Below are 12,902 nucleotides of genomic sequence, written 5' to 3' on the forward strand. Positions count from 1 at the left end.
CCGCCGCAGCGCCGAAAGACTTCAGACCAGCAACGCATTCACCCGGCGCACGTAGGCCGCCGGGTCTTGCGGCAGGCCGCCTTCGGCCAGCAGGGCCTGGTCGAACAGGATGTGCGCCAGGTCGTGGAAATGCACGCTGCCATCGAGCTTCTTGACCAGCGGATGCTCGGGGTTGACTTCCAGCACCGGCTTGGACTCGGGCGCGCTCTGGCCAGCCTGCTTGAGCAATCGCGCCAGCTGCGTGCTCATGCCGTGCTCCTGCACTACCAGGCAGGCGGGCGAATCGACCAGGCGCGTGGTGGCGCGCACGTCCTCGGCCTTGTCCTTGAGCGCCTCTTTCAACTTGGCCAGCAGCGGCTTGAAGGCCTCGGCTGCCTCCTCGGCGGCCTTTTTTTCCTCCTCGTCCTGCAGCTTGCCCAGATCGACCGCGCCCTTGGCGACTGACTGCAGCGGCGTGCCGTCGAAGTCGTGCAGATAGCCCAGCGCCCACTCATCGACCCGGTCGGTCATGAGCAGCACCTCGATACCCTTTTTCTTGAAGATCTCCAGCTGCGGGCTGTTCCTGGCCGCCGCCAGGGTGTCGGCGGTGATGTAGTAGATGGCCTCCTGGCCATCCTTCATGCGCGCCTTGTAGTCCTGCAGGGACACGCTCACGGCGTCGCTGGTGGTCGAGGCAAAGCGCAAGAGCTTGGCGATGCGCTCGCGGTTGGCGAAGTCCTCGCCCAAACCTTCCTTGAGCACCGCGCCGAACTCGGCCCAGAACTGGCTGTACTTGCCCTCCTTGGCCTTGTCTTCCTCGCTGACCACGTCGGTCACGCCGTCCTGGCCCTCGCCAGCATCGTGCCGGTCGTGGCGTGCCAGGTCTTCCAGCATGGACAGCACGCGCTTGGTGGAGCCATCCCGGATCAGGCGCACGTCGCGCGATTCCTGCAGCAGCTCGCGGCTGACGTTGAGCGGCAGGTCGCTGGAATCGATCACGCCCTTGACGAAGCGCAGGTAGCTGGGCATCAGGCTTTCCGCGTCGTCCATGATGAACACGCGCTTGACATACAGCTTCACGCCGGCGGCCTTGTCGCGGTTCCACAGGTCGAAGGGCGCCTTGGCCGGGATGTACAGCAGCTGCGTGTACTCGGTGTTGCCCTCGACGCGGTTGTGGCTCCAGGCCAGCGGGTTCTCGTGGTCGTGGGCAATCGTCTTGTAGAAGTCCTGGTACTGCTCGTCGGTGATGTCTTTTTTCGGGCGCGTCCACAGGGCGCTGGCCTTGTTGACCGTCTCCCACTCGCCGGTCTTGACCATCTCGCCGGGCTCGCCCTCCTTGTCCGACTCCTTCCACTCCTCCTTTTCCATCAGGATGGGCAGGCTGATGTGGTCGGAATACTTGGCGATGACCTGCTTGAGCTTCCAGGCGTTCAGGAACTCGTCGGCATCACCCCGCAGGTGCAGGATGACGCTGGTGCCGCGCTGGCTGCGCTCGATCTGCTCGACCTCGAAGTCACCCGCGCCAGCGCTCATCCAGCGCACGCCCTCGGACGCCGGCAGGCCGGCGCGGCGGCTCTCCACCGTGATGCGGTCGGCCACGATGAAGCCCGAGTAAAAGCCCACGCCGAACTGGCCGATCAGCTGGCCCTGCTCGCTGGCGCTGGCCTGCTGGTCACCCGTCAGGCGACTCATGAAGTCCTTGGTGCCACTCTTGGCGATGGTGCCCAGGTGCTCGATGGCCTCTTGCTGGCTCATGCCGATGCCGTTGTCGGCAATGGTGATGGTGCGCGCCGCCTTGTCGAAGGACACGCGCACCTCCAGGCTGGGCTGGTCTTCGTACAGTTCGGGCTGGTTCAGCGCCTCGAAGCGCAGCTTGTCGCAGGCGTCGGAGGCGTTGGAGACCAGCTCGCGCAGGAAGATTTCCTGATTGGAGTACAGCGAGTGCGTGACCAGGTGCAGCAATTGGGCGACTTCGGCCTGGAAGGAGTGCTGTTGTTTGGTGTTGCTCATAGTGCGTTGGTGGAACGAGAAAGAAAACGACGAGGGCAGCGCCCTGGCCTCCCTCACCCCAGCCCTCTCCCGCACGCGGGAGAGGGGGCGAAAGCCAGCGCCGGCGTACAGCGAAGCCATGTGGGGGCGCGGCGGGTGGCTTCAAGGGCGCTCGCGTGCGGCACACTCGCCGCATGACGACACCCCACAGCAACTGCACTGAACGCACCGAGCGCGCCCTGGCCGCCATCGAGGCCACCGGCGACGAAGGCCGGCGGATTTTCACCCGCGTTTACACCGACGCGGCCTTGGCAGCCGCGCGCGCCGCCGACGAGCGCGCGGCGCAGGGCATCAGCCTAGGGCCGCTCGATGGCCGCATCGTCTCCATCAAGGATTTGCTCGACGTGGCGGGCGAGCCGACCACAGCCGGCTCCGCCGTGCTCAAGAATGCCCCGCCTGCCCGGCAGGACGCCGCCGTGGTGCAGCGCCTGCGTGCGGCGGGCTGCGTGATCGTTGGCAAGACCAACATGACCGAGTTCGCCTTCTCGGGCATCGGCATCAATCCGCACTACGGAACGCCGGGCAACGCGCACGACGCCAGCCGCATCCCTGGCGGCTCGTCCAGCGGCGCGGGGGTCAGCGTGGTACGCGGCATGGCCGAGATCGCCATCGGCACGGACACGGGCGGCTCCATTCGCATCCCGGCGGCCCTGGCCGGCATCGCCGGCTTCAAGCCGACGCAATCGCGCGTGCCGCGCGATGGCGCCTTGCCCCTGTCGTACACGCTGGACACCATCGGCCCGCTGGCGGCCAGCGTGGAGGACTGCGCGCGCGCCGACGCCGTGCTCTCGGGCAACGCCTGGCAGCCGCTACCGGCACGCCAGGTGGCCGGCCTGCGTGTGGGAGTGCCGCGCGGCTGGCTGCTGTCGGAGGCGGAGGGCGCCGTGCTGGCCGCCTTCGAGCAGGCGCTGGCGCGGCTGTCCGGCGCTGGCGCGCGCGTGCAAGACCTGCAGCTCGACGACTGGCTGATGGCGCCGGCGCGCGTGCAGCAAGGCGGCTCGCTGGCATCCGCCGAGGCGGCGCACATCCACCGCGCGCTGCTGGAGGGCGCGCCCGGGCAGCTCGACGCGCGCGTGCTGGCGCGCATCCAGCCGGGCCTGAGCGTGCCCGCCCCGCACTACGTCGGCGTGCTGCAGGAGCGCGCCCGGCTGCAGCGCGAGTTCGACGCCGAACTGCTGGACGTGGACTTGCTGGCCCTGCCCACCGTGCCCATCGTGGCCCCGCGCATCGACGCGCTGCAGGCGGACGACGCGGCCTTCATGCGCGCCAACGCGCTGGTGCTGCGCAATCCGTCGGTCTTCAACTTCTACGATCTGCCGGCACTGTCGCTGCCTGCCGGACGGGCGGGCGGCCTGCCCTTCGGCCTGATGCTGGTGGCGCAGCGCGGGCGCGACCGGGAGCTGCTGGCGCTGGCGGCGGCTATCGAGCAGCTGGGCTGAGGGCGGAGCATTTCGGCTGCCGCCGCCGGTTCAGGACATGGCCGGGGCACTGGGCCGGGGCCCATCAGGCAGCGGGATGAATTCCTGGTCGTCGGCGTCGGGCAGCTTCATGCGACCGGCCTCCCAGTCGGCAGCGGCCTGGGCCAGCCGCTCTTTCGACGACGACACGAAATTCCAGTAGATGAAGCGCTCGCCAACCGGCTCGCCCCCCAGCGCCATCACCGTGGCCGGCTCCACGGCGCGCAGCCTGCAGGCATCCGCGCCCAGCACCAGCATCTGCCCAGCCCCATAGCGCTGGCCGCCGACCTCGACCGCGCCGGTCGCCACGTACAGCGCGCGCTCGGCGTGGCCTGACGGGATTTCCGCCGTGGCCCCGGCCTGCATATCCAGGTGCGCGTAGAACAGCGGCGAATGCGTGGCCGCGCCCGCCGTCAGGCCATAGGCGCTGCCGGCGATCAGCCGGCCTTCGACGCCGCCCTCGCTCCACTGCGGCAGGTCGCAGCCTTCGTGGTGCGAGAACGACGGCTCGGCCTCCTCATATTCCTTGGGCAGCGCCACCCAGGCCTGGATGCCGTGCAGGTGGTCGCCCACGGCGCGGGCGCGCTCGAAGCGCTCGCTGTGCGTGATGCCGCGCCCGGCGGTCATCCAGTTGACCTCGCGCGGGCGAATCGCCTGGGTGGAGCCGACGCTGTCGCGGTGCATCATCTCGCCGGCGAACAGATAGGTCACGGTGGACAGGCCGATATGCGGGTGCGCTCGCACATCGACGCTGCGATCCACGCCGGCGGCCAGGTCGAGCGGCCCCATGTGGTCGAAAAAGATGAACGGCCCGACCATGCGCCGCCTGGCAAAGGGCAGCACGCGCCCGACCTCGAAGCCGCCGCCCAGGCTGCGCCGGCGCTGCCCGATGACCATGTCCACTGCGCTCATGCCGTCTCCCCCTGGGTTGCCGGGTGCGTGAAGCGCCCGCTGTTGAAGTCCTCGATGGCCTGGCGGATCTCGGCCTGGCTGTTCATCACGAAGGGGCCGTAGCCGACGATGGGCTCGTCGATGGGCGCGCCAGTCAGCACCAGCAGCCGGGCTGCAGCATCGGCACGGATCGCCACATCGCTGCCGTCGCGGCTGAGCAGCACCATCTGCGCCTCGCCCGCTGCCTGCGTGCCGCCCACGGTGATCTGCCCGGTCAGCACCACGACCATGCTGGTGTGGCCCTCGGGCAGCTCCAGCGTCAGCGCGGCATCGGCCTGCAGGTTCAGATCCCAGACATTGACAGGCGTGAACGTCCTGGCCGGCCCCTTGGCGCCGCCATATTCGCCTGCGATGACCCGCGCCGTGCCGGCGCCGCCCGGCAGCTCGACCACCGGAATGTCGGCGCTCACGATGCCCTGGTAGCCCGCTGGAGCATTCTTGTCCCGGGCCGGCAGGTTGACCCACAACTGGATCATGCGAAACGGCCCGCCCGCAGCGGCAAAGGCCGGCGAGTGGTATTCCTCGTGGAGGATGCCGCCGGCAGCCGTCATCCACTGCACATCGCCCGGGCCGATGACGCCGCCGTGGCCGGCGCTGTCGCGGTGCTCGACCTCGCCGTCATAGACGATGGTCACGGTCTCGAAGCCCCGGTGCGGGTGCTGGCCCACGCCGCGCCGCGCGCCGGTCGGCTCGAAGGTGTGCGGCCCGGCATAGTCCAGCAGCAAAAACGGGCTGATGCGCGAACCCATGTCGTGATAGGAAAACAGCGAGCGCACCGGAAACCCGTCGCCCACCCAGTGGCCGCGCTCGTTGCCGAAGCGGCCCAGAACTCGCTTGCTCATCGTCCTTCTCCAGAAAATCAAAAATAGCCTGACCCTGAAGATAGGGGCAGGACGATCCCGTTGAAATACGGCAAATGGCCGACTTTGCGTCCTGCCAACAGGACAATCCGGCAGCCATGCACCTGCTGCAGATTTTTTTGGGGGCTGTCCGCTTGCGACACATCCTGTCGCACCCCGGGCGCATCATCCACCTCCGTTGAGACACAGGAGATGCCATGCCCCGTTTTCGGCCCGGCTCGAAGCCGCACCCCCTATCCGAGGAGCAACCCGACGACCTGACCCGGCTGTGGCTGCTCAGGATCATGCAGACCCTGGGCGGGCACAAGCATTGGATCCGCTCGCATGACTTCAGGGAGGACAAGCTGGCCCGGGCGCTGGGCCTGGGGCACTGGCTGGAGGAGGAGGCCAACCGCCCCTTCAATCCCAAGGCGGTGCGCTGGGAGCTGCGCCAGTTGCACGCCCAGGCCGAGGCGCACGCTGACAGCGTCCAAAGCGCGCCGGCGCTGCGCCAGAACCTGGCGCAACTGGCAGCGCTGGCGCACTTGAGCGAGGTCGATTGCAAGATCCTCGAATTCACCTGCTGCCTGCACTGCGATTCGCTGCTGGAGGAGGCCACCGACCTGTTCGAGAACCTGTCCATCGTGCAAGTCATCGCCTGCGTGGCCACCATCCTGGCCCTGCCCGTGGATGCGGTACGCAGCGCCCTGGCACCCGGCGCGGTGCTGGCGCGTACCGGCCTGCTGACCCTGGAGCGCAATGGCCGGGGCTGGCTGCGCAGCCGGCTCGACCTGCTGTCGGAACAACTGGCGGAAATGATGCAGGTGCCGGCGTCCGATGTGCTGCACCTGCTGCGCGACAAGGTGCGCGCAGCACCCGGCGCACAGCTGCAGCTGCAGGACTACCGGCATATCCAGCCCCAGCTGGACATCGCCCTGCCCTATCTGCGCCAGATGCAGGCCAGCGGCGGGCGCGGCGTCAACATCTTCATCCACGGCGCGCCCGGCACCGGCAAGACCGAACTGGCGCGCACCCTGGCCCAGGCCCTGGGCTGCGAATTGTTCGAAGTCGCCAGCGAGGACAGCGACGGCGACCCCATCAGCGCCGTGCGCCGCCTGCGCGCCTTCCGCGCAGCCCAGAGCTTCTTCGTCAACCGCCGCGCGCTGATGGTGTTCGACGAGGTCGAGGACGTGTTCAACGACTGCGAAGGCCCGCTGGGTGGGCAAAGCACGGCGCAGTCGCACAAGGCCTGGATCAACCGGATGCTGGAGGACAACCCGGTGCCCACGCTGTGGCTGTCCAACAGCGGCGCGCTGGATGCGGCCTTCATCCGCCGCTTCGATCTGGTGTTCGAGCTGCCCGTGCCGCCCCGGCGCCAGCGGCGCGGCATCGTGCAGCGCGAATGCGCCGGGCTGCTGGACGACGCCGCCATCGAGCGCATGAGCGCGGTCGAGACCCTGGCCCCGGCGGTGGTGGCGCGCGCGGCCCGGGTGGTGCGCTGCGTTCAGGATGAGCTGCGTGAGGAGCCGGCCTCGCAGGCGCTGGAGCGGCTGGTCAACAACACCCTGCTCGCCCAGGGCCATCGGGGCTGGAGCAGCACGGCGCGCTGCGCCTGCCCCAGGTCTATGACCCGGCCTTCATCCACGCCGATACCGATCTGGCCGCCGTCGCCCGCGGCATCGCCCGGCAGCGCAGCGCCCGCCTGTGCCTGTACGGCCCGCCGGGCACCGGCAAGACGGCCTACGGGCACTGGCTGGCGCAGGAGCTGGACGCGCCGCTGCTGGTGCGGCGCGCGTCCGACCTGCAATCCAAGTGGATCGGCGAGTGCGAGAAGAACATCGCCCGCGCCTTCCACGAAGCGCGCCAGGACGGCGCCGTGCTGCTGATCGACGAGGTGGACAGCTTTCTGCAGGATCGCCGGGGCGCGCAGCGCAGCTGGGAGGTGAGCCAGGTCAATGAGATGCTGACGCAGATGGAGGCCTTCGACGGCGTCTTCATCGCCTCGACCAACCTGATGCAAGGTCTGGATCAGGCGGCGCTGCGGCGCTTCGACCTGAAGGTGAAGCTGGACTGGCTGCGACCTGCGCAGGCCTGGGAGCTGCTGCAGCGCCACTGCGCGCAAGCCGGCCTGGCCGCACCGGGGCCGCAGGAGCAGGCCCGGCTGGCGCAATTGCGCCAACTCGCCCCGGGCGACTTCGCCGCCGTGCTGCGCCAGGCGCGCTTCAAGCCGCTGCCGGACGCTGCGGCGCTGGTGGCAGCGCTGGAGGCGGAATGCGCGCTCAAGGAGGGCGGCAGGGGTGTGCTGGGCTTCGTATGATGGCCCCGGGGCAGTGGCTGTCCCGACCCATCACCTGCAGGATCACACCTTATGGACGACATCGTCAGACAGGCCATGGCCAAATGGCCGCATGTGCCGCATTGCAGCGGCTGGCTGGGCCTGGACGCGCGTGGCCGGTGGTGGCTGCGCGATGAGGCGGCGCAGGCGCTGGGCGCCTTTGCCAGCGGTGTGCCCGGCGCCCGGGGCAGTGTGCTGGAGCACGAGGGCCTGATCGCCTTCATCGGCCGCAACTATGACGTTGACGCACACGGGCAATGGTTCTTCCAGAACGGCCCGCAGCGCGTGCATGTCGAGCTGGAGGCCACGCCCTGGGTCTGGCATCTGCACGAGGATGGCCGCGTGATCGCGCACACCGGGCGTGCCGCGCAGCCGCTTGAACTCTGGCTGGACGAGGAGGGCCGGGCCTACCTGCTGACCGACCTGGGTTTCGGCCTGGTGCGCAGCCAGGACATGGGCCTGGTGGCGCAGGCCGTCGAGCAGGGCCGCTGGACGCCCCAGACGCTGGCAGCGGCGGCGCTGCCGCAGCGCTTCGGTTTCATCGCCAGTCCGCAGCAGCGGGCCGCCTGATCGACCGGCTTGGCCGCAAGCGCGGCAAGCCACGCTTCAGAAACTCTCCCACTCATCCTCTGCCTGGGCCACGGCGGCCTTGGGAGCGGGCCGGGGGGCCGCGATGGCCCGGGGCGCTGGCGGCTTGGCAGCTGCCGCCCCGGCTGTCGAGGGCGCAGCAGCCGGCGCCGGGGTGCGGCCAGCCCCTGCAGCCGGCCTGGCCAGGGCAGCAGCAGGTGCCGACGCCGGGGCCAGCGGCGCCGGCGCCGGCGCCGCCGCGGGTGTCGCCGGCTGAACGGCAGGCCGCAGCGCCGATGCGCCAGCTGCACCCGCCAGCCTGAACACCGCCACCGCCTGCACCAGCTGCCCGGCCTGCGATTTCAGGCTGCTGGCCGCTGCCGCGCTTTGCTCGACCAGGGCGGCGTTTTGCTGGGTCGTGCGATCCATCTGCACGATGGCCTCGCCGACCTGTGTCACGCCCTGGCTTTGCTCGCTGCTGGCGGCGCTGATCTCGCCCACGACATCGGTCACGCGCTGGATGGCCGAGACCACCTCGCGCATGGTCGCGCCGGCACGCTCGGCCAGCGCCGTGCCGGCCTGCACGCGCTCGCTGCTGGCGTCGATCAGCTGCTTGATCTCCTTGGCCGCCTCGGCGCTGCGCCCGGCCAGGGTGCGCACCTCGCCGGCCACTACGGCAAAGCCCCGGCCCTGCTCGCCGGCGCGCGCGGCCTCCACGGCGGCGTTGAGCGCCAGGATGTTGGTCTGGAAGGCGATGCCGTCGATGACCTGGATGATGTCGCCGATCCTGCTGCTGGCCGCGCTGATGCCCTGCATGGTCTGCTCGACCTCGCCAACCACCTGCCCGCCCTGCTGCGCGACGTTGGAGGCGTTGAGGGCCAGCTGGTTGGCCGCGCGCGCGCTGTCGGCGTTCTGGCGCACGGTGGAGCCCAGCTCCTCCATGGCCGCCGAGGTCTGCTCCAGCGCGCTGGCCTGCTGCTCGGTGCGCGCCGACAGGTCGTTGTTGCCCTGAGCAATCTCGCTGCTGGCGGCAGCCACGCCCTCGGCATTGCGGCGCACTTCACCGACGATGCCGGCCAGGCGCGACTGCATGTGCGCCAGCGCCTGCAGCAGCTGGCCGGTCTCGTCGTGCGCCGTGCTGGCCAGGGGCTGCGTCAGGTCGCCTTCGGCGATGCGCTCGGCGGCGCGCGTGCCCTGGCGCAGCGGCTGCGTGATGGAGCGCGTCACCCACCAGGCCATGAGCAGGCCCAGCGCCAGCGCCAGCGCCAGGCCGGCGCCCAGCAGCGCCTGGCTGGTGCTGGCCAGGCTCTGCGTGCCCTGCTGGCCGGCGAGCAGCCGGGTTTCCATATCGGCACGCAGGGCGGCCAGCGCCTGCAGGTATTTTTCTGCCAGCGGACGCAACTGCTCGTCCACCATGGTCGAGATGGCCGGCTCGCCGCCGCGGTGCAGCTCGCGGATTTCATCGAGCTTGGCCTGGTAGGCCTGGCGGGCTGCCTGGATGGGCGCCAGCAGCGCCTGGCCGGCGCCATCCTGCACCAGCTCGGCGGTGCGCTGGGCCTTGGCGTCGGTGAGCTTCATGTCCGCCTCGATGTCGGCGGTGAGCTTTTCCATGTAGGCCAGCTCGATGGCTTTCAGGAAGGCTTCCGAGCGCACCCAGTTCAGCCGCACCAGGGCCGCCCACTCCTCGACCACCAGGCGCTGCTCGATCTCCCGCGTGGCGACGCGCTCGCCAGCCTCGCTGAGCACGCCAATGCGCCACATGCCCGACAGCGCCAGCACGGCAGTGATGATCAGAATCAGGCCGAAACCCAGCCCCAGGCGCACGCCCACACGCAAATTGTTCAGTCCCATAGGTCAAATCCACCCACTCGGCGCCGGGAGCCAAACGCCCGGCAGGCTGGCGAGGGTAGTGCCGATTACGAGCGGCCCCTATGGGCACAATCCTGTAGGGACTGTCATGTAAGCGACAGTAACAGGGAGAGATCGCGCACCACCGCCCTCAGAAGCGCTCATCCGGCCCCAGGTAGCGCCATTGCCCCACGGGCAGCTGTCCCAGCTGCACCCGGCCAATGCGGATGCGCTTGAGGCCGACCACCTTCAGGCCGACTTGCTCGCACATGCGCCGGATCTGGCGCTTCTTGCCCTCGGCCAGCACAAAGCGCAGCTGCTCGGGGTTTTGCCACTCGACCTGCGCGGGCTTGAGCGGCTTGCCGTCCAGGGCGAGGCCGTGGCGCAGCAGGGCCAGCTGCTGCGCCGGAAAGGCGGCGCGCACGTCCTGGGCGATGTCGCCGTACTGCACGCGCACCAGGTATTCCTTGTCGATGGTCGAGTCCTCGCCGATCAGCTGGCGCGCCACGCGCCCGTCCTGGGTCAGCACCAGCAGGCCTACCGAGTCGATGTCCAGCCGCCCGCACGGCGCCAGGCCACGCAGCTGCGCCGGCGAAAAGCGCGTGCGGCTGGCATCGCCCGACCAGTGCGTGCGCGGGCCGATCAGCGTGGCCGCCGGGGTGTGGCCGTCCTCGGCCTGGCCGCTGACGTAGCCCATGGGCTTGTGCAGCACGATGGTGACCTGCTCGCGCTGCTGGCCGCGCGCGGCGCGATCGACTTCGATGCGCGCCTGCGTGCCGACCTGCTGGCCCATCTCGGCCACCCGGCCATCGACGCGCACCCAGCCGCGCGCGATCCACTCGTCGGCCTCGCGGCGCGAGCACAGGCCCAGCTCGGCCATGCGCTTGTTCAGGCGCTGCAGGCCGGACGCGCCGGCGGGCGCTGGCGGGCGCGCCTGGGCGGTGGCAGCAGGGCCAGGTGATTGCCGGCTGGTTGACTGCGGGCTGGGCCGGGCGTACACGGGCGCTGGCCTGGCCACGGCGGCTCTGGCCGCAGGAGACGGCGCAGAGGCAGCAGGCTGGGCCGCTGCCGAGCGGCGCAGCGTCAGGCGTGGCCGGTCAGGAGTGGGGGCGGATGGGGGCGGGCGGGCCGGTCGGACATGCGCCTATTGTCGCGCGCGCCGGGGGCGAGCATCGCCGTGCCGGGCCAGGGCCGGCGCATGGGCGAACTGGCCGCTGCGCAGCGCCGCCAGATCAAGCACGCGCAGGCCGCCGTACTCGACGCGGATCACGCCGCAGCCTTCCAGAAAGGCCAGCGCCTCGTTGACCCGCTGGCGCGACAGGCCGACCAGGTAGGCCAGCTCCTGCTGGGTGATGCGCAAGACATCGCCCACGCCCGGATACAGCACCGGGTTGAACAGCGAGGCCAGGCTGCGCGCCACGCGCAGGTCGGGGCTGTTCATGCGGTCGATCTCGCGCGCGGCGATGAACTGGCCCAGCCGCTCGTTGAGCTGGTTCATGATGAAGCGGTTGAAGCCGATGGAGTGATCGAGCAGCCAGTGGAAGGTCTCGATGGGCAGGCCGGCCACGACGCTGCGCCGCAGCGCCTGGATGTTGTAGCGGTAGGGTTCGCGCTTGACGGCCGTGCCCTCACCGAACCAGCCGCCGGGCGGCACGCCAGTGAAGGTCATGGTCAGGCCGTCGGCGTTGTCGGCGCTCATCTTGAGCAGGCCCTCGACCAAGCCGAACCAGTAGGTCACGGGCCGGCCGATGCGGCAAACGTAGTCGCCCGCGCGCGCATCGCCCACGACGATGGCGCCGGTGGCGCGCTCGCGCTCCGCCGGCAGCAGGCGCTCCAGCCAGGGAATGCCGTGCAGCTCGTCGGCGGTGGGCGGGCGGCGGCGCTGGTGCAGCGGGGCGTCTTGCGTCATGGCTTGAGCTTGTCGGCAAAGGCCGGCGCCGGGCAGCCGGGAATACCACGAGGGCCGCGCGGCCCGCATGGCCGCCCGGGTGCAGCACGGCCTGGCGCCCATGCAAGCGAATGATTTTTGCTATATAAAATATAGCTATCATCGCTTGCCAGTATTGGCTTTCCAGCGGTTTTCATGCAGATTGTGCCGCCTGCGCCCAGCGCTGGCCCTGGTAGCGCCAGATGACGCGCGCCGGCTCGATGCGCTCCAGCACCAGGCCGGGCGCGGCGGCCTCGCCTTCGTGCAGCACCTGGCCGTTGACGATGGCCATGCGGTGCAGCGGGTTGGCCGAGTAGGTGATGCCGGCCAGCCGCAGGGCCGGTAGCTGGGCGCGGGTGGCGGGCGGCAGGTCTTGCAGCGCGGGCACGGCTGGGCTGTCCGCTGCCGTGGCGACGGGTGTGGCGGTGGGGGTGGCGCTGGGTGCGGCGGCAGCAGCCCGGGCAGCGGGTGCGCTGGGTGCGCTGGCCGCCGGGGTGGCCTTCTTGCTCGGCGCTGGCGGGCGAGGAGGTGCTGCCGGCAACACCGCCGGGGCAGGCTTGGGCGCTCCCCTGGCTGCGGCGGCAGGGTCTGCAGGCGCAGGAACAGGTGCAGCAGGTGCCGGAGCAGCAACCGAAGCAGTAACCGGAGCAGCATCTGGAGTGGCAACCGGCGCAGCGGCAGACGCCACCACCGCAGCGGTGCCAGGGGCGGTGCCAGCAGCGCTGGCCGATCCGGCAGGTGCCGCCCCGGCGCGGCCCAGCCACCAGGCCAGTGCCAGCAGCGCTGCGCCGCCCAGCACGGCGGCTGCCAGCCACAGGCCGCGGCCCGCCGGCCCCGCTGGCGCCACCTGCGGCAAGGCGGCAGCGCTGGCCGGCGTGTGCAGGTCGGGCAGCGCGCCGCGCTGGCGTTCGCTCTGGGCGCGCCGCAGCGCATCGAGGATGTAGGACATG

10 protein-coding genes and 1 pseudogene are annotated in these 12,902 nt (G+C 70.3%); 4 read left to right on the forward strand and 7 right to left on the reverse strand.

The genetic code is table 11. The features are described from left to right. Window positions 1–21: 21 nt before the first annotated feature. Window positions 22–1,989 (reverse strand): molecular chaperone HtpG, encoded by a 1,968-nt coding sequence (htpG, locus tag IDM45_RS11705; RefSeq protein ID WP_209422995.1) that lies wholly within the window; start codon window positions 1,987–1,989, stop codon window positions 22–24. Between the two features lie 173 nt (window positions 1,990–2,162). Between htpG and IDM45_RS11710 the strand changes: the two genes are divergently transcribed. Further along, on the forward strand, window positions 2,163–3,467 hold the full coding sequence (locus IDM45_RS11710; RefSeq protein WP_209422996.1) for an amidase: 1,305 nt from the start codon (window positions 2,163–2,165) through the stop codon (window positions 3,465–3,467). A 30-nt stretch (window positions 3,468–3,497) separates the two neighbouring features. Here the strand turns inward: IDM45_RS11710 and IDM45_RS11715 are convergent, their stop codons facing one another. Both IDM45_RS11715 and IDM45_RS11720 read right to left on the reverse strand, forming a co-directional pair. Further along, the gene (locus IDM45_RS11715) at window positions 3,498–4,397 is read right to left on the reverse strand and encodes a pirin family protein (RefSeq protein WP_209422997.1); all 900 of its coding nucleotides are present in this window, start codon (window positions 4,395–4,397) and stop codon (window positions 3,498–3,500) included. Further along, the gene (locus tag IDM45_RS11720) at window positions 4,394–5,278 is read right to left on the reverse strand and encodes a pirin family protein (RefSeq protein WP_209422998.1); all 885 of its coding nucleotides are present in this window, start codon (window positions 5,276–5,278) and stop codon (window positions 4,394–4,396) included. Before IDM45_RS11720 ends, IDM45_RS11715 begins: the two co-directional genes overlap by 4 nt. A 950-nt stretch (window positions 5,279–6,228) precedes the next feature. Between IDM45_RS11720 and IDM45_RS17705 the strand changes: the two are divergent. From IDM45_RS17705 to IDM45_RS11735, 3 genes and pseudogenes are all read left to right on the forward strand, one after another. After that, a pseudogene (locus IDM45_RS17705) lies at window positions 6,229–6,576 on the forward strand (AAA family ATPase); the annotation flags it as partial. 452 nt (window positions 6,577–7,028) lie between these two features. Continuing rightward, window positions 7,029–7,592: an ATP-binding protein gene (locus IDM45_RS11730; protein WP_233457648.1), complete on the forward strand. Its 564-nt coding sequence runs from the start codon at window positions 7,029–7,031 to the stop codon at window positions 7,590–7,592. A 51-nt stretch (window positions 7,593–7,643) separates the two neighbouring features. After that, window positions 7,644–8,180, forward strand: a complete 537-nt coding sequence (locus IDM45_RS11735; protein WP_209423001.1) for a DUF2946 family protein — start codon at window positions 7,644–7,646, stop codon at window positions 8,178–8,180. A gap of 36 nt (window positions 8,181–8,216) precedes the next feature. Here IDM45_RS11735 and IDM45_RS11740 read toward each other — a convergent pair whose 3' ends face one another. From IDM45_RS11740 to IDM45_RS11755, 4 genes are all read right to left on the reverse strand, one after another. After that, window positions 8,217–10,028: a methyl-accepting chemotaxis protein gene (locus IDM45_RS11740; protein ID WP_209423002.1), complete on the reverse strand. Its 1,812-nt coding sequence runs from the start codon at window positions 10,026–10,028 to the stop codon at window positions 8,217–8,219. A gap of 148 nt (window positions 10,029–10,176) precedes the next feature. Continuing rightward, complete coding sequence (locus IDM45_RS11745) at window positions 10,177–10,926, reverse strand: pseudouridine synthase (protein ID WP_267912135.1); 750 nt, start codon at window positions 10,924–10,926, stop codon at window positions 10,177–10,179. Window positions 10,927–11,169: 243 nt separating this feature from the next. Then, window positions 11,170–11,934 (reverse strand): Crp/Fnr family transcriptional regulator, encoded by a 765-nt coding sequence (locus IDM45_RS11750; protein WP_209423003.1) that lies wholly within the window; start codon window positions 11,932–11,934, stop codon window positions 11,170–11,172. A 172-nt stretch (window positions 11,935–12,106) separates the two neighbouring features. Then, complete coding sequence (locus IDM45_RS11755) at window positions 12,107–12,901, reverse strand: general secretion pathway protein GspB (protein WP_209423004.1); 795 nt, start codon at window positions 12,899–12,901, stop codon at window positions 12,107–12,109. Between the last annotated feature and the right edge of the window lies 1 nt (window position 12,902).

The organism is Melaminivora jejuensis (genome assembly GCF_017811175.1).
GTDB classification, from domain to species: Bacteria; Pseudomonadota; Gammaproteobacteria; order Burkholderiales; family Burkholderiaceae_C; genus Melaminivora; species Melaminivora jejuensis.